The organism is Bacillus sp. C-3-6 (assembly GCF_054509685.1).
In genome coordinates this window covers 3,267,126-3,288,601 of the sequence record NZ_CM137247.1, presented here as the reverse complement: position 1 = coordinate 3,288,601, position 21,476 = coordinate 3,267,126, and the positions used below count along the sequence as shown (strand labels likewise).

The following is a 21,476-nucleotide window of genomic DNA, read 5'->3' as shown; positions in this document are numbered from 1 at the left end:
ATATCCATCTACACATATTTTTTCAATTTTTAGATAAATGTAATAGTAATGACTTCTTGAGAATTAATTTAGCACCTTGTTTATTTAAAAAAGTCCTATAAACACATTTAGTTCATAGTAAAAGTAATATATTTGATATTAAATGTCTTGTATAATGCGATAAAATTTCACAATTTTTTATCATTATATACAGAAAAAGGTAAAGAAACTTAAGTGATATTTAATGCTTGTCTTAGTTGTGAATTATGTGAATCTATTTATTGTAACAGCTAAGATGTTAGATCTTGTTTTTTTTAAACATTACTTATCCGGATTCATGAAAAGTATTTTAAGATATTAGTTTTATTCGATGTAACAATATATGGTTTTGTTATTTAAAATAAAATATGGAAGTAACATAGGGGATTTACGCATATAGTAATGGTAATGGTGTAATTAACGGAATTTTCACTTAAATATGATAAAACTATGGTGTTTTTAACTTATAATAATGTTACTACGATGAAAATATGGCTACTAATTAGTTAATTTAAAAATCAATTTTAGATAGGAAGAGGATAATGAAGACTAGAGATAGTTATAAAATTATTGTCATTGGTGCCGGGACTGCAGGACTATCTTCTACTGCACATTTATTACGAAATGTCCCCCTATTGAAAGAAAGTATAGCGATTATTGATCCGTCAAAAAAACATTATTTTCAGCCACTATGGAGTTTAGTGGGGGGAGGAATTGTTTCAAAGGAAAGTACGATGCGTGATCAAGAATCACTTATTCCAAAAGGGGCAACGTGGATCCCTAAAAGTGTTGTTAAGTTATGTCCATCTGAAAATAAGATACTTTTAGATGATGGACTGTTGCTTGAGTATGAAATTCTTATTGTAGCAGCCGGAATACAAATGAATTGGGAAGGTATTAAAGGCTTAAAAGAGTCTATTGGGAATAATGGGGTTTGTAGTAATTACTCTTATAAATATGTTGATTCAACTTGGAGAGAAATTGAAAAATTTAAAGGAGGAAATGCGGTTTTTACCCACCCCAATACTCCTATTAAATGCGGTGGTGCTCCACAAAAGATTATGTATTTAGCAGAAGAGTATTTTTCTAATAGCGGTGTAAGAAACAAAAGTGAAGTAATGTTTTATACTGCGAACGCTAACATATTTCAGGTTCCACGTTATGCAAATACTTTAGAACAAGTGCTAGAAAGAAAGCAAATTATAACAAATTATAATAAAAACTTAGTAGAAATTATTGCCGAAAAGAAAGAAGCAATTTTTGAAGATACGCAAACACTGAAAAGAGAAACTGTACCATACAGTATGATCCATGTTGTTCCACCAATGGGGCCACCTAATTTTATTAAAGAGAGTGAGATAAGTGATTCTCAGGGGTGGGTAGATATAAGCCCTTATACTTTACAGCATATACAGTATAAGAATATTTTCGGACTTGGAGATTGTACCAATTTACCCACCTCTAAAACTGGAGCGGCAATTCGAAAACAAATACCTGTCTTAAAACAAAATATTATGGACGTAATTAACGGAAGAGACTTGCATGCTAAATATGATGGATATACATCCTGTCCGATTGTTACAGGATATAAAAGTCTTATACTCGCTGAATTTAATTATGAACATGAGCCCCAAGAAACGTTTCCATTTAATCAAGCGAAAGAACGGTATAGTATGTTTTTACTTAAAAGATATATGTTGCCCTATATGTATTGGAATTTAATGTTGAAAGGGACCTTATAGGAGAAGATAAAAAGTGGTTATAAAAATTGAAAAACAATTTGAAATAACTATTTGGAGGGAATAACTATGCTTTTAAAATATTTTTATGATGAAAAATTAGCACATGCTTCCTATTTAGTCGGTTGTCAGAAGGAAGGTGTAGCAATTGTAATTGATCCAGGTCGCTATATAGAACAATATATAGAGTTTGCTAAGAAAGAGGGGATGGAAGTAATTGCTGCAGCTGAGACTCACATTCATGCAGATTTTCTTTCTGGATCTAGAGAACTTTCTAATCTTTATCATGCAAATTTATATGTATCTGATGAAGGAGATTGTGATTGGAAATATCAATATCTTAACGAAGGTCGATACAAATTGGTTAGAGAGGGCACAGAGTTTAAAGTAGGCCATATAAAATTTAATGTAATTCACACCCCAGGGCATACGCCTGAAAGTATTTCTTTTTTAGTAACTGATACAAGTCAAAATAACTATACCAATGATAAGCCGATAGGAATATTCACAGGTGATTTTATATTTGTAGGGGATATAGGAAGACCGGATTTATTAGAAACTGCTGTCGGCATGAAAGATACTGCAAAAATAGGAGCGAAACAATTATTTGATTCTATACAAAAAATAAAAATACTCCCTGATTATTTGCAAATATGGCCTTCACATGGTGCAGGAAGCGCATGTGGAAAAGCATTAGGAGCAATTCCAACTTCTACATTAGGTTATGAAAAGATGTTCAATTGGGCATTTCAGTGTACTGAAGAAAGTGATTTTGTATCGACTTTATTGACGGGACAGCCAGAGCCTCCAAAGTATTTTTCATTAATGAAGAATTTAAATAAGTATGGTCCGCCAATTCGTAAGAAGAGAAAAGGTACTGCTATTAATACAGTAGAAGAACTTCAAGAAATTTTGAGGAGCGTTCATCAAATAGTTGATATAAGGGATGTAGAGAGTTTTGCTGCAGGTCATATTGAGAAATCAATTAACATACCTTATAACAATTCATTCACAACTTGGTGTGGATGGTTATTAGATTATAAAAAAGAAACTTTAATAATTCTAGATGAAGAAAAAGTTAAAGTGGAGGCAGTTATTAGAGAATTTGAATCCATTGGGTTAGATAATATTATTGCTTTTGCACCCTTAAAAGTAATACAAAGACTTGATAGATTTGAAAGTTATAAAGAAAAAACATCGATTGAATTATATCCGCATATAAAAGGTGAAAGCGTTAAGGTTATCGATGTGCGTAGTAAAAAAGAGTGGGAGGAAGGACACCTTCATGATGCAATACATATCACTTTAGGTAATCTAATTGAACAGATAGATTATATACCGAAAGATTGTCCAATAGTTTTGCAATGTCGAACCGGACTACGTTCCGCTATAGCAGCTAGTATTTTACAAAGAGCTGGTATAAAGGAAGTAGTGAATTTAAAGGGAGGATTTCTTGCATGGAAAAAAGAAGGGCTTCCTTATACAACATGCAATCTCAATGTGTAGGAAAATATTATATGATAGGTAAGGATAATTAAAAGAAGTTATAGATGACGTGTTAGACAAGGAAATCATAATTGTTGCAGCTTCAGGAAATACATTAGGATTATTAATTGATTATCCGGTAAATATGAAAATGTAATATTTGTTTTAGCATTAATGAATTTAACATTTGATCCATCTTTTATGGAATGGTAGTGTTGGAAGTACTTAGGTATTATCAATATGAACCCAATCAAAAATTCTCTTGGATGCAAGAGAATTTTTTTATTGGGAATAGTAAGGGGGAGGGGAGGTGCATTACATATGGGAAAAGGTAGAAGTAATAATGCTGGTAAAAAGCAACCGAATTTTGATGATTCATCTAATTTTGCTAAACAAAGCCAACCGACAGAAAAGAAGAAGAAATAAGAACAGGAGCTCTCTTGATAAAGGGAGCTCCTATTAAAAGTGTATTAACGCTTCAGAACAACATATCGAAATAGCTATAAATACAAGGTTTTAATTTTTACGAATGGCACCTCATTTAATATTATTGTCCCGCTTTTTTATACTTATTGACGCGTTAAATCTATTTGAGATGCTCCTTAATGGCGTTGGGCGTGACCTTAATTAAAATTTTTTAAACCTAATGGGACTTACCATTAAGAGGGCGAGGATTAAAGTAATCCATGCATTACTATATGAAAACAATGCCATACCAGCCAATGATAATCCTGCAGCTGGAATAGGTAATCCCTTAAAATATCCAATAGTTGGTTTAATACTAAATTTAGCTAATCTTAAAGCACCCATTGTTGGGAATAGGATAAATGCCAAAGAAGTTAAAATAGAAGGTGTTGCTATCGTATGAAATAAAAGCGCAGGAGCGACGCCGAAACTAACAATATCAGCTAAGGAATCCAATTCTACGCCAAACTCACTGTTCACTTTTAATTTTCTCGCAATTCTTCCATCAAGAAAATCTAAAACAGCTGAAAAGAAAATGAGAATGGAGGCTGTTCCTAAATATTCACTCATATTCAAGGTAATTGAGAAAACACCGCACAATAAATTTCCAATCGTAAATAAATTCGGTATAATTTTTACAAGCTGATTAAACAAGTTTGTTCCTCCTAAATTAATTAAACTTCACATTTCTGTAGCGATTTCTATATATTCTTCCGTTATTCTTAAAAATATATGACTATTGTATTACTATAAGCTAATTAAATTTCGATAAGAGAAAAATCGACTTCCTAAACGTTACGCTGATTTATAATAATGTTTAATCATTTTCGGTACGCGTTATTGAATATTAGCACCTGATAGTTGATATTTCGAGTAGTCAGGGATTTTCCGGTTCTGGTGCAAAAAATTCAAGGTAATTAAAAATAATCTCTAAAAAGGAGACATAATGATACTATTATTCTAAAAAGTTTCGTGGTTGGTATCGAATATAAAATGGGGTTTTTATACAAAAAGCACCCGAAAGGGTGCCTTTTGTATCTCTTAAAATGACTGAAGATGCGTTTACTTGAGTTCATTAGGTAGTTAGAGACTATCTTTAACGAAAATGTTGAATAGTTTATCATCATTATATATCAATTTAGTAATGGATAGGAATTTAGAAAGTTCCATGGAAAGTACATATCAACCTCATTGGAAGATTGGAAATTTAATAACTGGTGATACATTTTACTTAACGCAACATTTTGGTGCGCAAATGAAAAATTTTAAAGTCCACACAAATGGTACCCTAGAACGATTTCAAACAATAGAACTAGAATTAAAATAAAATTTTTGCAGGATCAATTAAATTCATTTCTTGTTATGCAAACACATTTTCAGCGAAACTAACTTCTTTACTATTTTGCGCAGGACAGACTTTATAAAAAATGGCTACGTTTCCTGATTTTGAAATAATCCTCTTAAATTGCAATTCTGCTTTTCTAAAAGCTTTACTGCATCAACAATAGAAGTAATTGCTACAAAGGTTATTCAAATGAAATTTATAAAAGCTTGATAGGCGATACCAAGTGAAAATACCGTAGCTACTATATGTGCAGTCCATTTAGGCATATTTAATTTCAATACGGTATTGTACAAGATTCCATATACGATACAAATAATTAATATAAATGCAATGAATTGAAGAACTAATAAAAATAGCGGTTGTTCCATTTATTTTCACTTCCTTTATTTAATATATTAATATATTTTCTTTAGAAGTGAAAGTTTTATTTCTGTAAATTTCCAAAAATGTGATATGAAAGGAATAGTGGTAATCACAAGAATTACTGCAAAACTATAATGTAACTAAAAGTATTATTACGAGATCAGTAAAGTAGTAAAGAAGGTCGCCATTCAAGGCGACCTTCTTTACTATGCGTTATACCCAAATAATTTTAAATCTTCTCCTGAATCTGAAATGATTTTCTCAAATCGTAATCCTACTTTTTCTAAAAGCTTTCCTGAGGCGATGTTATCTATAGAAGTAATTGCTACAATTCGTTTCATGCCGAGCTTTTGTACACCGTATTCGATTATCGCAGAAGCTGACTCGTAGCCATATCCTTTTGAACGGAATGTTTCTAAAAAGGCAAATCCGATATCAACGTCTTCTAATGAATCTCTTTTAATAAGGCCACACATACCAAGTGGAGTGAGATCTTCTTTGCATTCTACTAAGTAAAGGCCAAATCCGAGTTTGTTATACATATCGATGGGACCGTTTACAATATAATTTTTTGCATCTTCTAAGTTTCTAACTCCTTTGTCACCGATAAACTGAATCCATGCAGAATCGTTTACTAACTCAAGAATAAAAGGAGCGTCTTTTATATCAAGCCAACGAAGGTTAAGACGTTCGGTTTCAAGAACTATCAATGATTACACCACCTTTAAAAAGTTATAACAATTAGTATGGATTGTGTAAAACAAAAGTGCAACATATTTTAGTGGGGCTTTGTTTGTTCACATAAAGTTCGTTTGTTTTGTATAGAGAGATATTTTATAATTAAGATTGATTGTAAAGAGTGAGATGCTTATACAATGACTCCTAGGTGACTAGGAGTTTTTACTATATAACTATCATTATTACTAAATATGACACACTACACATTCTACTCAAGGAGGTACATAATGAAGAAATTATATAATGCATCGTTTACGTATTTGATTATCGGTTTATTATCAGGGATTTTCGCTAGGGAGTATGGTAAGTATAAAGGGATTTTAGGATCTACTTTGTTAAATCTTTTGCATACACATACACTTGTACTTGGCTTTTTCTTCTTTTTAATTGCTTTAGGATTAGCAAAAGTATTCGCGTTTCATGAAGTGAAAGGGTTTAATAAGTGGTTTGTTTTACATAACATTGCATTAACATTAATGTTAGGTTCGCTAGCAGCGAGAGGGCTTCTTCAGTTAAATGGAGCTGACTTTAAAGGGTTAACTTATATTGTAGGGTTTTCTCATTCGTTGATGGCAGTTACTTTAATTTGGTTTATGTTGTTAATAAAGAAATCGTTTAAAATGTAGTGAAAAAGAACTTGTAGCGTGTGCTGCAGGTTCTTTTTTCTATGTTCACGCTAAATAATCTTATTTTTCTAATTATTTTGTATAAAAATGGTATACTAATTTTAAACTTAAAAAGGAGAGTTGATTATGGAAATAACAATTGAACATGTAGTAAATGAATTAAAAGGCATACTTCCTGAAGATCGAGTAGTAATAAATATGACAGTAAGAGAGTTACATAGTAAAGATGAATCTTACCATGTTAGTAGTTTACCTGATGTAGTTGTTTTTCCAAAAACGACCGAAGAAGTTAGCGCGATAATGAAAATAGCGAGTCAGCATGGGACAGCTGTCGTTCCATTTGGAGTAGGGTCCAGTTTAGAGGGACATGTAATTCCTTACGAAAAAGGAATTACAATGGACTTTTCTCTTATGAATAAAATACTTGAAATAAGAGAAAAGGATTTTCTTGTGAGAGTACAGCCAGGGGTGACGCGCTCTCAGCTTAATAAAGAATTGAAAAAGTATGGATTATTTTTTAGTGTAGACCCAGGAGCTGATGCAACGTTAGGAGGAATGGCTGCTACAAATGCGAGCGGAACGACAGCGGTAAAGTATGGGGTAATGCGTGATCAAGTTCGAGATTTAAAAGTCGTTCTTGCTGATGGAGGAGTAATACATACCGGGAATTTAGCGGCGAAGTCATCATCAGGTTATCATTTAAATGGTATTTTCGTAGGCTCAGAAGGAACACTTGGATGTTTCACGGAGTTAACTTTAAAAGTATACGGTATACCAGAACATGTTATGGCTGCGAGGGCATCGTTTCCAACTATAAATGATGCAGTAGAAGCTGTAATTAACATATTACAAGCAGGTATTCCAATCGCGAGAATTGAACTCGTTGATGAATTATCTATGAAACAAGTAAATCATTACAATGAAACAAGTTACAGAGAAGAACCGACACTGTTTTTAGAGTTTCACGGCAATGAAGCAGGGTTAAAGCAAGATATTGAATTTACGAAAGAAATCGTTCTTGATCATAAATGTATAGAAATTGCATTTGAGACGGAAACAGCAGCGAGAAATAAACTGTGGGATGCAAGACATAACTTAGCGTACTCTTACGTGCATAGTTATCCTGGTAAAAAGCTAATGAGTACAGACGTATGTGTGCCAATTTCGGAATTAGCTGGCGCAATTCAACATGCGAAAGAGGTATTAGATAAAGTAGGCCTTATTGGTGGTATTCTCGGTCATGTTGGGGATGGGAATTTCCATGTACTCTTAATGATTGACGCAAATGATAAAGAGGAAGTGAAGAAGGCAGACGAAATAAACGAAAGTATCGTTTTGTATGCTCTTAAACGAGGAGGAACGTGTACAGGAGAACATGGCGTTGGAATCGGAAAACGAAAGTATCAAGAAGAAGAACATGGGGCGGCATTATTTGTAATGGAGAAAATAAAGAAAGCTCTTGATCCGCAAAATATTTTGAATCCGAATAAGGTGTTTCAATTAAAAGATAGGGGCTGAGTGGATGAAAGTACTAGAAGCGATAAGTAATATAGCTGGAAAGTATTTTGCATTTTGGACCGGCTGCTGCACTCCCAAGTGTATTAGCGGCAGTATGGCATAACATTGCAGGGCTAATATTAGCAACCATCTGGTCAAAAAATGCAAAGAATACTTTCAGCGATGAAAATGTATTAATAAATATAGAAAAATAGGAATGATAAATAATGCAAAAACGTATTGTACATTTTGAAGGAATGGTTGTATTTTTAGCCACGATTTATATGTATTCAATATATGAGTTTAATTGGATTATATTTTTTGTATTCCTTTTAGCGCCGGATTTATCCATGTTAGCGTATGGGATCAATAATCACGTTGGTGCGAAAATATATAACGTATGTCACACATATATTATATCCATATTAATTGTTCTAATAGGTGTCTATTTTAAGATAGATACCGTTATAGTGATTGGCTTAATATGGACAGCACACATTGGAATGGATCGAATGTTTGGATATGGATTGAAATATGAGACGGATTTTAAGGATACTCATATTCAACGGTTATAATTTGTTTTGAGAAGAGGGGTACGTTGAAGCAGAGAATTGCTATCGAAGAATATAATGTCAAATGGGAAAGTGAATTTAATAAAATACACACTCTTATTAACAATGTAATGGAAGACAGCATTGTATCTATTGAACATGTTGGGAGTACATCTGTTAAAGGGCTTGCATCAAAACCAATACTAGATATCGATATTGTAATAGAAGAGTACGAAATTTTTCATGAGGTAGTAAAAAAACTTGAGAAGATAGGGTACTATCATCAGTTAGAATGGAGCTTTAAAGGAAGAGAGGCGTTTGGAAGAAAGGATACGTTCGTTCCATGGAACGAGGGAAATACAGTTTGGATGGAACATCATTTATATGTGTGTGATAAAAATAGTGAAGAGTTGAGAAGGCATATAGTGTTTCGAGATTACCTTCGTGAACATACTGAAGTAGCTAATGAGTATGGAAACTTGAAGGAAGAGTTAGCAAGAGAGTCGAAAAATCAATCTAGTTATATTGAGGGTAAGACCGTATTTATTACAAATATATTAGAAAAAATAAACTAAAGCAGCATGGAATACATGCTGCCTATTGTTTTGAAATAGAAAGCTGCCATTATAAAACAAATGCAAACTGGCCCTGTTGATTGATGCGGTTACTAAATATAATAGGAAATAAAATAGAAAAGAGCGGAAAAGAGGGAGCTTATGTACATACCAAAATATTTCGCAATACAAGATGAAGAGATGAAGTACGAAATAATGGAACAAAATAGCTTTGCGACATTATTTTCTCAACATAACGGAGAACCATATGCAACGCACTTGCCGTTGTTATTAAATAGGGAGACCCTTACTTTACATGGTCACTTCGCACGGCCGAATGAACAGTGGAAAGATATTGGGACTCAGCAAGTACTAGCTATATTTCAAGGACCACATAGTTACATCTCTCCGTCATGGTATGAAACAAACAATGCAGTACCAACATGGAATTACGTTGCAGTGCATGTATATGGTGAATTAGAAATTGTTGAAGATGAGAAGAAATTAGTAGATTCTCTTCAAGATTTAGTAAGTAAATATGAAGATCCAGAGAGCACCTACTCACTTAATGATGTAGATCCGAATTATATGGGAGGATTAAGTAAGGGGATAGTTGGATTCAAAATAAAGATAAATAAAATAGAAGGAAAAGCGAAGTTAAGTCAAAATCATTCTGTAGAGAGACGAAATTTAGTTGTGGAGAAACTTGAGAAAGTTGGTAGTGAGGGGAGTAGAGGGATTGCAGGGTTCATGAGAAAATAGAGTTTATTCTAAATAAGCGTATTTAAAAAGACCTTCTTAATGGAAGGTCTTTCGTTTTTTAAAGTGCTTTTTCAGTTGTTGTTGAGTTGTAGTCTTTACTTACGTCAACGGATTGAACAAGGTCAGGTCTTTGTGGTGCAGGGGTGTCCCCAATGTTTAATGCTACATATCCTAACTGTGTTTTCGGTGTTTCTGAGGTGAAGCTTAATCCAAGAGTTGTGATGCTAATAACAGCTAAGCCAATGATGCTCAATTTAATCTTTTTCATTATATCAAAGCTCCCTTTTCTTCATGTTTTTTTCTTGCTTGATTGGCCATGTAAAAGTATTGACTAGCTTTTATATGGTCTTCTTTTTCATAAAACATATTTGCTAGAACATCAGTGTACTCTTGTATACATTCCCAAAGGTTTTCTGTTTTAAAGTAAGAAATTCCTTCCAAAATTATCATTTCTAAATCATTTATAGAAGTTTTATTATTTAGTTCTCTTAAAATCATGAAACGATATTGAAACTCTTTGTTTTCTAGTTTATTTGAGATGTTTAATCCTTTTTTTATAAGTTCTTTAGCCTGGGTATATTCTCCAAGCTTGTAGTATTCACGTGCTTCAACAAAAAGTGCTTTAAAGTGATTTGGTTGCTTAGTTGTAACCTCTGAAATATGACGCATTGCTAACTCTGAAAGGTTTTGACTTGCATATAGCCAAGCTAAATTATGTCGTACTCTTAATGATAAAGTCTCCTCTGAATACTTCTGTAGAATATTTAATGCTGAATCAAGTCTAATTTCAGCTTGTTCAAACTGTTTTAAATCAATACAAGATAAACCAAAGATGTTATCACACAAAGCAACATTAATTTCGCAGTTTATATGTTTTGAAAAAATCGCTTTAGCTTCATTTGCAGATTGGATTGCTACTAGTGGTTGATATGTTTGATAATAATAGGAAGCTAAGCGGTAGTTAAATTCAGCATTCTCTAGTTCGTCAGATACGTGTATTAGCAGCTTTTTAGCGTTCTCGAAAAGGTGTTTTGCTGTATTGTAGTTTCCAATAATTGTATTGTGAATAGCCTTAAAAAAATGATAATAATAAGAAAATAGCCCATTCTCTGGAAGTGGGAAAGAATCAATTTTATTAAAATCATCTTTATTAATATTTAAACCATCTGTTAAAATTTTGTATCTGAAATTAAAAAGTGAATAATACAATTGTAGGTTTGTATCTTCTTCTGAATTAGAGATGATATTTTCAATATCTTTTTTTATTTTTGTTGCATGGGTAGTTTGATGTTGTAACATAGCTCTATACCAGTCATTAAATAATTTTGTAATTTGTTCATTACCTTGTAGTTGAACGTTCATGAAATCCCCTCACTTTTTGAATATTCTTATAAAATATAGTATCAAAAATAAAAATATTTAGAAATGATGTTTTATATTTCTCAATATTTGTTTAACAAGCTTCCGAGTAAGTATATGGGAATAGTGTGGAATTTGTTTTGAACTAAAGAAATGGCATCGGGGGATGTGCATTTTAAAGTTTTAGTTGAGTGGGGGGGGATATAAAAAAGGTGCGTTCACACAATTTATATGAACGCATCTTTTTACATATTAAACAATCAAGTCCCACAAAAAGTACGATAAGGGCGATTCGTCGGTGCAGGTGGAATGCAGTATTCTTCTTGATCTGTAGAATACGCATAAGGGTTTGATAAAGCTTCAAGAAGTTTCTCCATTACGCTATAGTCGTCATTTGTAACAGCTGCTTCTAGTGCTTCTTCTACACGGTGGTTCCTCGGGATGATTGATGGGTTATTATTTTTCATCATCTCGTAGGCGTTTTCTTTCGATTGTTCTTGTCTGTCTAATCGAGATTGCCACAGTTTGTACCATTCTTTAAATTCAGGACTTTCAAATAGAGCTGTATTTTCGATAGCATCAAGAGTTAATGAACGGAATGTATTTGTGTAATCCGCTTTATATTTCTCCATCATTTTTAAAAGTTGCTCAATAAGTGATTGATCTTGTTCTTCGTTGCTAAATAGTCCTAATTTCTTTTTCATTCCAAGGAACCAATGGTTTTCATACTGTACGCTAAATTTCGAGATTTCGTCTTGGGCGATTTTTAGTGCTTCTTCTTCATCTTCGTGCAGAATTGGTATTAAAGATTCTGCTAATCGGGCGAGGTCCCATGCGGCCATATATGGTTGATTTCCATATGCATAACGGCCTTGTGTGTCAATAGAGCTAAATACGGTTCCTTGGTCGTAATTGTCCATAAATGCACAAGGACCGTAATCAATTGTTTCGCCACTGATCGTTATATTGTCAGTGTTCATTACGCCGTGAATAAATCCAACAAGTTGCCATTTTGCGATAAGACTTGCTTGTTTTTTAATGACTTCTTGTAGTAATGCAGTATATCGGTTTTCATGGGATTCACTTTCTGGGTAATGTCTTTTTATCGTATAGTCAGCTAGCGATTTAAGGTCCTCTATTGAACCACGAGCTGCAGCATATTGAAATGTACCAACCCGTATATGACTACTAGCGACTCTAGTTAAAATTGCTCCAGGTAATTTTGTTTCACGATATGTTGGTTCCCCGGTTGTAACAACTGCTAAACTGCGAGTAGTCGGAATATCAAGTGCATACATTGCTTCACTAATAATATATTCACGTAGCATCGGACCGAGTGCAGCACGGCCATCTCCTCGGCGTGAATAGGGAGTAGGGCCAGAACCTTTCAGTTGAATATCGAAACGCTCACCTGAAGGAGTAATTTGTTCGCCAATTAAAAGAGCACGACCGTCGCCTAACATATTAAAATGTCCGAATTGATGACCAGCATATGCTTGAGCTAATGGATGAGCTCCTTCTGGAAGTCCATTGCCAGCGAAAATGGCAATTTCAGCTTCCTTTTTCAGTTCTTCAGGGGTTAAGCCAAGAGATATCGCTAATGAATGGTTTAGTTTAACTAACTCCGGTGAACTTACGGGAGTAGGGGGGATTTCTGTATAAAATGATTGTGGTAAAGTCGTATAACTATTATCTAAATTCCAACCTGTTTCATTATTTTTAGTCATTGTATCTCCTCCTTTTTGTATTTTAAATTATGTATTTGTACGTATATATTCTTTGTAAAGTTAACTAAAAGTATAATATAATATTTCCCCTTGCAATCTATTGTAAGGACTTCATTGCACTATGTCTATTTAACAGCAAATTTAAAACCTCCATTTTTTAAAATGGAGGTTTTATTATTATTTAATTTTTACAATTATTTTGCCTTTTGCTCTTCCAGCCTCGGAATATTCCATTGCTTTTTGCGCATCTTCAAAAGGGAAAACTCGATCGATTACAGGTTTGATTTCACCAGCTTCAATATAGTTTGCAATAGTACGTAATTGATCCCCACTTGGCTTCATAAATAAAAATGAATATTGAGCATTATGCTTTTTTTCAAGTGCAGTAAGTTTTTTGCTGGCTAATGAAAATAAGAGAGTTTTAAAGAATCCTGAACCAAATTCTTTACCGAAGCGAGCATTCGGCATGCCTGAAACGGAAACAATGTTTCCTCCCCTTTTTATAATATTGAATGATTTTTCAAGTGTTGCACCGCCGATTGTATCAAATACGGCATCATAATTTTTTAGTATATCTTCAAATTTCTCTGTTTTGTAATTAATAATTTCATCTGCGCCAAGAGACGTTACTAAATTCGCACCAGCTTCACTAGCAGTCGTTGTAACAATGGCACCCATTATTTTTGCTAGCTGAATAGCGAAAGTACCAACACCACCGGATCCGGCGTGAATTAAAATCTTTTGTCCTTTTTGTAATTGCATGATGTCATGTAATGCTTGATATGATGTTAAGCCAACAAGTGGAATCGAAGCCGCTTCCTCAAAACTTAGATTTTTTGGTTTTAAAGCAATATCATCTTCATGAATGGCTATATACTCCGCGAAAGTACCAATCTTATTTTTTCTTGGACGAGCATATATTTCATCACCGACTTTAAAACGAGTCACTTTTGATCCAACCTTCGTGATGACACCGGAAAAGTCATTCCCAAGGATTAGAGGCATTTCATATTTCAGTAACATTTTAACTTTTCCATCACGTATTTTAAAATCAATTGGGTTAATACTAGCTGCATGAATTTCTGCGAGCACTTCATACTCATTAATTTCAGGAGTAGGTACCTCTGCCATACGCATTGGGACTTTTCCATATCTATCAATTATCATTGCTTTCATTTCTTATACCTCCAAGTTTTAATAAAAGTTTTGCAATAGCTTCTCAATATCTAATACAAGATTTTTTAATAAACCTAATTTTGTACGTATATTAATATAATAAAAATTCTTTGTACCTTCTTTTCTCATTAAAATAATGCCAGCTTATCGTAAAATCTTAAGGTGATGTGATACTGCTGGACGGGAAAGGTGTGTTTGCTTCGTAATTTCTCCTACACGTAATCCTGTTTGACATTCTGTTTCCATTAGCACTAATAAAATAGCTTGACGTGTTTCATCACCAATTGCCAATAATACTTTTTGAGAATCAATAAAATCTTTTTTTATAATATTTAATTGTTCTTGTTTATTCATTTCAATCACTTTGCCTCCAGGTAATTAGTCGAAAGGTTTAAGATGATGAACCATTACTTCGATACGGTAATGCTACATGATTGTTGTACGAGGTGCAATATTGAGAAAGAAAATCGAGACGAATGAATTTTTTATTGTTGAAAATTATAGGGAGATAGAAAAGGGATTGGAAGGATTACATAACACAATAGATGAAGTTTTAAAAACAAAAAATGATGTAACAATAAAATAAGCGGTCGTAACCTTGTATAATCCATAAGGTTACGACCGCTTATAATGTTTGTATTATTTTTGATTTTTACGATAGAACATGGTTCAACGTAAAGTACATTCTTTTGTTTTACACTTTCATACAGACACAATTCAGGTGGATTATAGATGTATGAAAAGGTAAAAGGAATTTTGGGGCATAATCTATCCATATGATAATTCAAAATGAAATATAAGTCTATATTTTAATGTTTTTTTTGATTATATTTATGTCACTGAGCTCAGAACAATGATGTGGAGGGTAAATATATGAAATCCAATTATGTACCAGTTTTAATTGTTGGAGGGGGATTATCTGGGTTAGCGTCTGCGTTATTTCTTGCAAAACATAACATTGAGTACTTACTTATTGAAAGGCATCCGTCTACTGCCATTCATCCGAAAGCAGGCGGTCTTACTTTACGTACAATGGAGTTATTTCGAGAATTAGGCTTGGAAAAAAGAATTAAATTGGCAGGTAAAGCATTAGAGAACTGCAGAGGAAGAATAGCGGTTCATACAATAGCTGAGGCGAATAAAGAAGAATTGGAACAAATGAGAGCGACGCAATACGGAAACGATGAAGAGTTACTTCAAAAAATAGAAAAGATTAGTCCATCAAAACAAACTGCGTGTTATCAAATTATTTTAGAAGAGATGATGTTACAAGAAGCGAAAATATTAGGCGGGCAACTATCTTTTTATCATGAATTAGTTTCATTTGAACAAAATGAAAACGGGGTAAAAGCAACGATTCGAAATCGTGAAACAGAAAAAGAAAGTGTCATACATTGTGACTATGTAATTGCAGCGGATGGAGCGAAAAGTAAAATACGTGAGCAGTTAGGGATTAAAACTGAGGGTCGTGGAACCATTGGTGGCTATTATATGAATATTTATTTTGAAGCTGATTTAAGAGAGCTTATACAAGGAGACGCATTCGGTTTTTCGATGGTACTTCATCCGGAGGTTCTTGGTGCACTTATCCCGGTTGATAACGTAAAAAAATGGATTTATCATGTAGCCTACGATCCATTAAAAGGAGAGGGGCTAGAGGACTTCACTATAGAACGTTGTAAACAAATTATTCAAATAGCAATTGGAAGTACAAATGTTGAATCAAAAATATTAAGTGTTTTACCGTGGGAAGCGGCCGAAAGTACAGCGGTGAAATTTCAAGAAAATCGAATTTTTTTAGTTGGAGATTCAGCACATATTATGCCGCCAACAGGAGGATTTGGTTCAAATACAGGAATACAAGATGCGCATAACTTAGCTTGGAAATTAGCGGCTGTTATAAAAGGGAAGGCAAAACCAAAATTGTTAGAAACATATCATGAAGAGAGACACTCTGTTGCAAAATTAACGACAGCTTATGCAAGTAGTTTACTGTTTCGTGCTGCGAAGAGAGAGGAAGGCAGTTTGAATAATATGGATGGTTTAGCTGTTACAGTTGGATATCAGTATTGTTCAGAGGCGATTATAGATAATTCAGTCACTCCACATAGAATGGATAGCATAGAGTTGAACGGAAGACCTGGAACGCGAGCGCCACATTTATGGGGAACGTATGAAGGAAAGGAAGTTTCTATATTAGACTTATTCGGTAACAGTTTTGTATTACTTACAAGAGTAGAAAATAGTTCTTGGGCTGAGGCAGCACATGCTGTTTCAGCTAAATTAGGAATAAATATAAAAGGGTATCGTGTTGGCTTAAGTGGAGACTTTGTTGCTCCAGAAGATATTTTTAGCAAATTATATGGTATAGAGAATGGAGGTGCTGTATTAATTAGACCAGATGGCTTTATCGGATGGCGTTCGGAAAAAACAGTAGTAAATCCAGATATAGTATTGGAAGAGGTAATGAGAAATTTATTATGTGATTTTTAAGTAACTACAGAAATATTGTTTTATGTGCTTCACTGTACTGAAAAAAATATTCACAAATTTCAATAGGTTTGATATGATTAAATTCGACAAGTTAATAGAGGCCGGAGATATTTGAGAAAAGCCATAAATTTATTTAGGGATACAGGAGTGTAGCCTAAATAATTTATGGCTTTTTTTATTGAATGAACCGTACAAAATAGGGAGTTACATGTGAAAAGGAGGGCTATAGGAATTAAATAGGATAATACTAGTTTTCTATATTAATAATATAGAGAAAGTATATTTGTAAGATTGGAATTTTAATATAGGTTTATAAAAATATTGAAAGTGTGTCTTCTATTTCGTGTAAATCTCATTAGCTTGTTGAAATTTGCAACGTAGGAAGGGTTAGAAGGATGAGAAAGATTATTAGCGTTTTAGTTATTTTCTTTATGACGGGGAGCATCTTTGCTGGGGGAGCTGTTCATGCGAAAGCAGAAGGAAAGCATGAATGGAATACGAATAAGTTTTTAAATATTGCACATCGCGGAGCAAGTGGACATGCACCTGAACATACTTTTGCTTCTTATGATCTAGTGAAAAAAATGAAAGCGGATTATTTAGAGTTAGATATTCAATTAACAAAGGATGGCCAATTAATTGCAATGCATGATACAGCAGTTGATCGCACTACAAATGGAACAGGCGAAGTACGTGATAAAACGTTAAGCGAAATAAAGAGTTTAGATGTAGGATCATGGTTTAATAAAGCGTATCCAGAAAAGGCTAAGCAAGAGTATGTTGGGCAAAAAGTTCCAACTCTTGAAGAAATTTTTCAAAAGTATGGAAGAAGTATGAAGTATTATATTGAAACAAAATCACCAGATGTGTACCCAGGAATGGAAGGGAAATTGTTGGCGTTGTTACAAAAATATAATTTAGTAGGTCAAAACATGTCTTCTAGCCGTGTTATGATTCAATCATTTAGTAAAGATAGTTTGAAAAAGATTCATAGTATGAATGAAAATATTCCGTTAGTTCAATTGCTTTGGTATTATCCAAATGAAAACAATGAAAATGTCGAATGGTCTGGCATTACACATGAACCGAAAAGTGTAACGAATGATGATTTTCAAGAAATTAAAAAGTATGCAGCTGGTATTGGACCAAACTTACGTAATGATAACGGAGAACTAATTATTGATGAGTCATATATGAAAATGGCTAGGAAAAATGGACTGTTAATTCACCCTTATACAATTAACGAGAAACCTGATATGAGACTGTTAATCAAATGGGGTGCTACAGGAATGTTTACAAATTATCCGGATCGATTACATAGTGTATTGAAGGAAAAATAAGTGGAAAAGGGTATACCAGTGTTTTAGGTATACCCTTTTTAATTTAACTCCCCGATAAACAGAATCTCTTTTTCATAGCATTCATCTTCATCATAAATAATTTCTTGAAAGCGAAGTGTTTGGAAGGAATGATAAACTGAAATTTCCCATGTCTCCCAAAAATCAATTTCATTTGAAAGAAGGATCCATTTTTGACATTCACTATTTCTATTAAAGAAATTATGAAAATAGTCCTCATTTTTAAATATAATGATTTGCGAATCCCACAAATTATTTATAGAAATCAAAACAACAACTCGATATGTATGTGTATCGCTCGGTTTCATATTTATTAAATGATTTGCTTGATTTAATAAGGTTTGAATACACAATCGTTTTACTTTTCTAGGTGTTTTACGAGAGGCAATAAAAGCTTGCGAAACTGGCAATAGCATATTCCAATATTCATCGTTATAGAAAGTAGAAGGGAATGTTTTTGTATGTTCCTCAATTCGCTTTATCATAGTGTTTGTTTTTCGTTTCATACCACGTATTTTCTTTTCACGCATTGAGAGTCATCTCCATAAATTTTTGTAATGCAGCAGAGTGATATATATCTTTTCTAGTAATAAAAGTAGTAGGAACTTTTTTGAAGCTATTTGGCAAAGGATTGAATGATATGTCATGTTTATGACCATTTAAAATAGACTTCATCATAATTGCTACGCCCATACCTGATTTTACACATGCGAGTATCGCTTCAATTGTTCCAAACTCTAATACTCGTTTAGGTGAAATTCCTTCTTCTTGAAGCCAATCTTCTAATAAATTTCTATAATAGCACCCGTGACTAAATGCAAGTAAATTCATGTCTCCTATGTCTTTAAAGGAAGATAAAGGCTTTTTGCTAATGAGAACTAATTCTTCTTCATGAAATATATTTGTATGAAGTTCAGCATGCTGAGTGGTTCCAGCGATAAACGCCCCGTCTAGTTTTCGTTCTAATACAAGTCTAATCAATTGTTCCGTCGTATTTGATTCTAAAATCAATTCGACTTTTGGGTATTCCTCATAATAGGCCGTTAATATAGATGGAAGTCTTACAGCGGTTGTAGATTCTGTACATCCAATTTTTAAAGTGCCCCTTGGTTCGATCCCATTACTTTGAACTGCTTTAATAGATTGATCCATTAAGTGGATAATTTGTTTAGCGTATGTTAATAAAATCTCACCGTTAGAAGTTAAAGTTACACCTTTTCCGTTTCGGTAAAATAAAGGTACACCTAGTTCGTTTTCTAGTTGTTTCATACGCATTGTTACGCCAGACTGTACATAGTTTAAATTTTTAGCTGCGTGAGATATGTTTTTTTCTTTCGCAACTTCGTAAAATACAGTTAAATCTTTTATATCCAAGTATCATCCCTCCATAAAAGGTATCATTTTTTTTGATGGATTACATGATAAATCTTTATTTTATATGATATCAGAACTTTCATACAATGGAAGGGGATGGAGGGATTATTGTGTTAATGGAAGAAAGGATGAATGGTACTTATAAGTGGGTTATGTTAATTTTTGCGACAGTTGCTCAAACAACAGCGACACTTATAACGTATGGTGTTGGAGCATTTGCTTTATTTTGGAAAGAAGAATATGCACTTACGAATACGGAGAGTGGATTGTTAGTAAGTGTTGTAAATATAGGACCGCTATTTTGTATGCTTTTTGTTGGGCGGCTACTTGATCAATACAATGAAAAGTTGTTAATTTCGATAAGTTTATTTTTACTAGGGGGTTCGTTTTTACTGACTAATATGGTCAATGGATTTAATGGGTTACTCTTTGTACTTTTATTAGTAGGAACGTTTTATAGTGTTTCGCAGCCAGGAGGAAGTAAGGTGATAATGAAGTGGTTCTCAAAAGAAAATCGCGGGTTAGCGATGGGGATTAGACAAGCCGGTATACCGATTAGTGGTACATTAGCGGGAGTATTGATCCCGTTTCTTACAATAAAATATAATATGGCCTATGCGGTAAATAGCATTGCATGCATTTGTATAATTGGAGGGTTTTTATTTTTTATATTTTATAAGGAACCATATATTCAAGAGAAAGTTAAACAAGAACGTAGTAAACTTTCTTTTTGGATGCAGTTAAAAGAAGTGATGTGTAAAAAAGAGTTGTATGCAATTTATATAACTGGCATTTGTATGATTTCATTGCAAATGGTGTTAGTTGCACACTTTATAAAATTTTTAGTATTGGAACAATCAATCACGCCAATTTTAGCTGGAAAAGTATTTTCCGTTATGTTCTTTTCTGGAATGGTTGGTAGGGTTATATTAGCAGCTACTAGTGATTTATTTTATAAGGGGAATAGGCGTACCCCCTTATTTATAACTGTTTGTATTTCTATTTTCTTCATTCTAATATTAGTAATGAGCATACATACAATAACGAATGTATTGTATGGCGTAAGTGCATTGTTAGGGTTCTTTTCAATTGGATGGTTTAGTCTTTTTATAACTGAAGTTACGGAATCAGCAAGTGAAGAATCGGTAGGGATGACAGTGAGTTTTGCACTTACATTAAATCAAATTGCTATTATTGTTGCGCCTGCTTTATTTGGTTATATTGTAGATAAGAAGGGATATACGTACGCGTGGTTATGCATAGTTGTATTACTAACTATTTCAGCGGTTAGCTTATATAGGAAGTATAGAAAATGAAGGAATGTTAGCAATGTGAATTTTTTATGAAGAAAGTCTAAAGAAATGTTGAATGAGCGACATTTCTTTTTTTATTTGTTGTATAATCAAAATGTAAATGAGATTCGTTTTCAATTTCGTTCATTACCTCTTTTGAAATTACCTGTAATTTTAGCTATAATTAGCTGTTTTTCTTTATCGTTATTTGCATGATTTATTTTATTTAAAAATTTTTCAGCATCATTCCCTTTTAATATTTTAATTCGTTTTCCGTAATATTCAATTAATTCCATGTTGTTTTTTATTATCCGATAATGAAACATCTTATCATCTAAACGATTGCGTTTATCGGTATTTTTCATATTACATCTCCATTCTTTTTAGTATGTAACAAATGTTACAAAAGAATTTGAAATTATAGTTTAATGCATCCGATTGTATGTTGGAAATTTTGCAAGAAAGAAATACAATAGAGAGTAGTAAAAATTGAAAATGAGAAAAAGGAATCTAGTTTTAACAGAGTGAATATTAAATAATATTATAATATACTT

The 21,476-nt window shown here is 33.2% G+C and carries 21 protein-coding genes and 2 pseudogenes; 12 read left to right on the top strand and 11 right to left on the bottom strand.

Annotated elements, in window-relative coordinates:
- The first annotated feature begins 560 nt into the window (after positions 1-560).
- Both ACW0JX_RS16910 and ACW0JX_RS16905 read left to right on the top strand, forming a co-directional pair.
- Positions 561-1,760: an NAD(P)/FAD-dependent oxidoreductase gene (locus ACW0JX_RS16910; protein WP_459244955.1), complete on the top strand. Its 1,200-nt coding sequence runs from the start codon at positions 561-563 to the stop codon at positions 1,758-1,760.
- Positions 1,761-1,826: 66 nt separating this feature from the next.
- Entirely contained in the window at positions 1,827-3,263 is a 1,437-nt protein-coding gene (locus ACW0JX_RS16905) for an MBL fold metallo-hydrolase (RefSeq protein WP_089171535.1), read from the top strand.
- 606 nt (positions 3,264-3,869) lie between these two features.
- Here the strand turns inward: ACW0JX_RS16905 and pssA are convergent.
- The 3 genes from pssA to ACW0JX_RS16890 all read right to left on the bottom strand — a co-directional run bounded on the left by pssA (position 3,870) and on the right by ACW0JX_RS16890 (position 6,125).
- Positions 3,870-4,361, bottom strand: coding sequence for a CDP-diacylglycerol--serine O-phosphatidyltransferase (gene pssA / locus ACW0JX_RS16900; RefSeq protein ID WP_000483075.1), 492 nt, complete (start codon positions 4,359-4,361; stop codon positions 3,870-3,872).
- 876 nt (positions 4,362-5,237) lie between these two features.
- On the bottom strand, positions 5,238-5,420 hold the full coding sequence (locus ACW0JX_RS16895; RefSeq protein WP_078186891.1) for a hypothetical protein: 183 nt from the start codon (positions 5,418-5,420) through the stop codon (positions 5,238-5,240).
- A 201-nt stretch (positions 5,421-5,621) separates the two neighbouring features.
- Positions 5,622-6,125: a GNAT family N-acetyltransferase gene (locus tag ACW0JX_RS16890; protein WP_098127981.1), complete on the bottom strand. Its 504-nt coding sequence runs from the start codon at positions 6,123-6,125 to the stop codon at positions 5,622-5,624.
- Between the two features lie 255 nt (positions 6,126-6,380).
- Here ACW0JX_RS16890 and ACW0JX_RS16885 point away from each other — a divergent pair, with 255 nt between their 5' ends.
- The 6 genes and pseudogenes from ACW0JX_RS16885 (at position 6,381) to ACW0JX_RS16860 (ending at position 10,143) form a co-directional block, all read left to right on the top strand.
- Positions 6,381-6,779, top strand: coding sequence for a DUF2871 family protein (locus tag ACW0JX_RS16885; RefSeq protein WP_000737891.1), 399 nt, complete (start codon positions 6,381-6,383; stop codon positions 6,777-6,779).
- 126 nt (positions 6,780-6,905) lie between these two features.
- Complete coding sequence (locus ACW0JX_RS16880) at positions 6,906-8,297, top strand: FAD-binding oxidoreductase (protein ID WP_459244954.1); 1,392 nt, start codon at positions 6,906-6,908, stop codon at positions 8,295-8,297.
- A 50-nt stretch (positions 8,298-8,347) separates the two neighbouring features.
- Positions 8,348-8,491: pseudogene (locus tag ACW0JX_RS16875) on the top strand (transporter); the annotation flags it as partial.
- A gap of 12 nt (positions 8,492-8,503) precedes the next feature.
- Entirely contained in the window at positions 8,504-8,851 is a 348-nt protein-coding gene (locus tag ACW0JX_RS16870) for a DUF4260 domain-containing protein (protein ID WP_446025790.1), read from the top strand.
- A 23-nt stretch (positions 8,852-8,874) separates the two neighbouring features.
- Entirely contained in the window at positions 8,875-9,402 is a 528-nt protein-coding gene (locus tag ACW0JX_RS16865; protein WP_459244953.1) for a GrpB family protein, read from the top strand.
- Between the two features lie 141 nt (positions 9,403-9,543).
- Positions 9,544-10,143, top strand: a complete 600-nt coding sequence (locus tag ACW0JX_RS16860) for an FMN-binding negative transcriptional regulator (RefSeq protein WP_095690421.1) — start codon at positions 9,544-9,546, stop codon at positions 10,141-10,143.
- A gap of 58 nt (positions 10,144-10,201) precedes the next feature.
- Here the strand turns inward: ACW0JX_RS16860 and ACW0JX_RS16855 are convergent, their stop codons facing one another.
- The 5 genes and pseudogenes from ACW0JX_RS16855 to ACW0JX_RS16835 all read right to left on the bottom strand — a co-directional run bounded on the left by ACW0JX_RS16855 (position 10,202) and on the right by ACW0JX_RS16835 (position 14,768).
- The gene (locus tag ACW0JX_RS16855; protein WP_000721431.1) at positions 10,202-10,411 is read right to left on the bottom strand and encodes a hypothetical protein; all 210 of its coding nucleotides are present in this window, start codon (positions 10,409-10,411) and stop codon (positions 10,202-10,204) included.
- The gene (locus ACW0JX_RS16850) at positions 10,411-11,505 is read right to left on the bottom strand and encodes a response regulator aspartate phosphatase (RefSeq protein WP_089171529.1); all 1,095 of its coding nucleotides are present in this window, start codon (positions 11,503-11,505) and stop codon (positions 10,411-10,413) included. Before ACW0JX_RS16850 ends, ACW0JX_RS16855 begins: the two co-directional genes overlap by 1 nt.
- A 257-nt stretch (positions 11,506-11,762) precedes the next feature.
- Positions 11,763-13,229: a protein adenylyltransferase SelO gene (locus ACW0JX_RS16845; RefSeq protein WP_095690422.1), complete on the bottom strand. Its 1,467-nt coding sequence runs from the start codon at positions 13,227-13,229 to the stop codon at positions 11,763-11,765.
- Between the two features lie 177 nt (positions 13,230-13,406).
- Positions 13,407-14,405, bottom strand: coding sequence for an NADP-dependent oxidoreductase (locus tag ACW0JX_RS16840; protein ID WP_095690423.1), 999 nt, complete (start codon positions 14,403-14,405; stop codon positions 13,407-13,409).
- A gap of 18 nt (positions 14,406-14,423) precedes the next feature.
- Positions 14,424-14,768, bottom strand: a pseudogene (locus tag ACW0JX_RS16835) (ArsR/SmtB family transcription factor).
- Positions 14,769-14,859: 91 nt separating this feature from the next.
- On the opposite strand from ACW0JX_RS16835, the gene ACW0JX_RS16830 reads away from it, so the two are divergent.
- The 3 genes from ACW0JX_RS16830 (at position 14,860) to ACW0JX_RS16820 (ending at position 18,238) form a co-directional block, all read left to right on the top strand.
- Positions 14,860-14,991, top strand: coding sequence for a hypothetical protein (locus ACW0JX_RS16830; protein ID WP_001227549.1), 132 nt, complete (start codon positions 14,860-14,862; stop codon positions 14,989-14,991).
- 287 nt (positions 14,992-15,278) lie between these two features.
- The gene (locus ACW0JX_RS16825) at positions 15,279-16,898 is read left to right on the top strand and encodes an FAD-dependent oxidoreductase (RefSeq protein WP_095690425.1); all 1,620 of its coding nucleotides are present in this window, start codon (positions 15,279-15,281) and stop codon (positions 16,896-16,898) included.
- A gap of 395 nt (positions 16,899-17,293) precedes the next feature.
- Positions 17,294-18,238 (top strand): glycerophosphodiester phosphodiesterase, encoded by a 945-nt coding sequence (locus tag ACW0JX_RS16820; RefSeq protein ID WP_459244952.1) that lies wholly within the window; start codon positions 17,294-17,296, stop codon positions 18,236-18,238.
- A gap of 38 nt (positions 18,239-18,276) precedes the next feature.
- On the opposite strand, the gene ACW0JX_RS16815 is transcribed toward ACW0JX_RS16820, so the two are convergent.
- Both ACW0JX_RS16815 and ACW0JX_RS16810 read right to left on the bottom strand, forming a co-directional pair.
- Positions 18,277-18,786: a DUF3916 domain-containing protein gene (locus ACW0JX_RS16815; RefSeq protein ID WP_001208334.1), complete on the bottom strand. Its 510-nt coding sequence runs from the start codon at positions 18,784-18,786 to the stop codon at positions 18,277-18,279.
- Positions 18,779-19,630 (bottom strand): LysR family transcriptional regulator, encoded by an 852-nt coding sequence (locus ACW0JX_RS16810; RefSeq protein ID WP_016512498.1) that lies wholly within the window; start codon positions 19,628-19,630, stop codon positions 18,779-18,781. Before ACW0JX_RS16810 ends, ACW0JX_RS16815 begins: the two co-directional genes overlap by 8 nt.
- An 86-nt stretch (positions 19,631-19,716) precedes the next feature.
- Between ACW0JX_RS16810 and ACW0JX_RS16805 the strand changes: the two genes are divergently transcribed.
- Positions 19,717-20,946, top strand: coding sequence for an MFS transporter (locus ACW0JX_RS16805; RefSeq protein ID WP_141241004.1), 1,230 nt, complete (start codon positions 19,717-19,719; stop codon positions 20,944-20,946).
- 110 nt (positions 20,947-21,056) lie between these two features.
- On the opposite strand, the gene ACW0JX_RS16800 is transcribed toward ACW0JX_RS16805, so the two are convergent.
- Positions 21,057-21,287 (bottom strand): hypothetical protein, encoded by a 231-nt coding sequence (locus ACW0JX_RS16800; protein WP_095690427.1) that lies wholly within the window; start codon positions 21,285-21,287, stop codon positions 21,057-21,059.
- Positions 21,288-21,476 lie beyond the last annotated feature (189 nt).

Bases quoted from the DNA above. Each gene is read 5' to 3' on its own strand.
- ACW0JX_RS16845 (WP_095690422.1), bottom strand. From the start codon at position 13,229: ATGACTAAAAATAATGAAACAGGTTGGAATTTAGATAATAGTTATACG.
- ACW0JX_RS16850 (WP_089171529.1), bottom strand. From the start codon at position 11,505: ATGAACGTTCAACTACAAGGTAATGAACAAATTACAAAATTATTTAAT.
- ACW0JX_RS16910 (WP_459244955.1), top strand. From the start codon at position 561: ATGAAGACTAGAGATAGTTATAAAATTATTGTCATTGGTGCCGGGACT.
- ACW0JX_RS16905 (WP_089171535.1), top strand. From the start codon at position 1,827: ATGCTTTTAAAATATTTTTATGATGAAAAATTAGCACATGCTTCCTAT.
- ACW0JX_RS16820 (WP_459244952.1), top strand. From the start codon at position 17,294: ATGAGAAAGATTATTAGCGTTTTAGTTATTTTCTTTATGACGGGGAGC.
- ACW0JX_RS16855 (WP_000721431.1), bottom strand. From the start codon at position 10,411: ATGAAAAAGATTAAATTGAGCATCATTGGCTTAGCTGTTATTAGCATC.
- ACW0JX_RS16805 (WP_141241004.1), top strand. From the start codon at position 19,717: ATGGAAGGGGATGGAGGGATTATTGTGTTAATGGAAGAAAGGATGAAT.
- ACW0JX_RS16815 (WP_001208334.1), bottom strand. From the start codon at position 18,786: ATGCGTGAAAAGAAAATACGTGGTATGAAACGAAAAACAAACACTATG.
- ACW0JX_RS16860 (WP_095690421.1), top strand. From the start codon at position 9,544: ATGTACATACCAAAATATTTCGCAATACAAGATGAAGAGATGAAGTAC.
- ACW0JX_RS16885 (WP_000737891.1), top strand. From the start codon at position 6,381: ATGAAGAAATTATATAATGCATCGTTTACGTATTTGATTATCGGTTTA.
- ACW0JX_RS16895 (WP_078186891.1), bottom strand. From the start codon at position 5,420: ATGGAACAACCGCTATTTTTATTAGTTCTTCAATTCATTGCATTTATA.
- ACW0JX_RS16800 (WP_095690427.1), bottom strand. From the start codon at position 21,287: ATGAAAAATACCGATAAACGCAATCGTTTAGATGATAAGATGTTTCAT.
- ACW0JX_RS16825 (WP_095690425.1), top strand. From the start codon at position 15,279: ATGAAATCCAATTATGTACCAGTTTTAATTGTTGGAGGGGGATTATCT.
- ACW0JX_RS16880 (WP_459244954.1), top strand. From the start codon at position 6,906: ATGGAAATAACAATTGAACATGTAGTAAATGAATTAAAAGGCATACTT.
- ACW0JX_RS16840 (WP_095690423.1), bottom strand. From the start codon at position 14,405: ATGAAAGCAATGATAATTGATAGATATGGAAAAGTCCCAATGCGTATG.
- ACW0JX_RS16870 (WP_446025790.1), top strand. From the start codon at position 8,504: ATGCAAAAACGTATTGTACATTTTGAAGGAATGGTTGTATTTTTAGCC.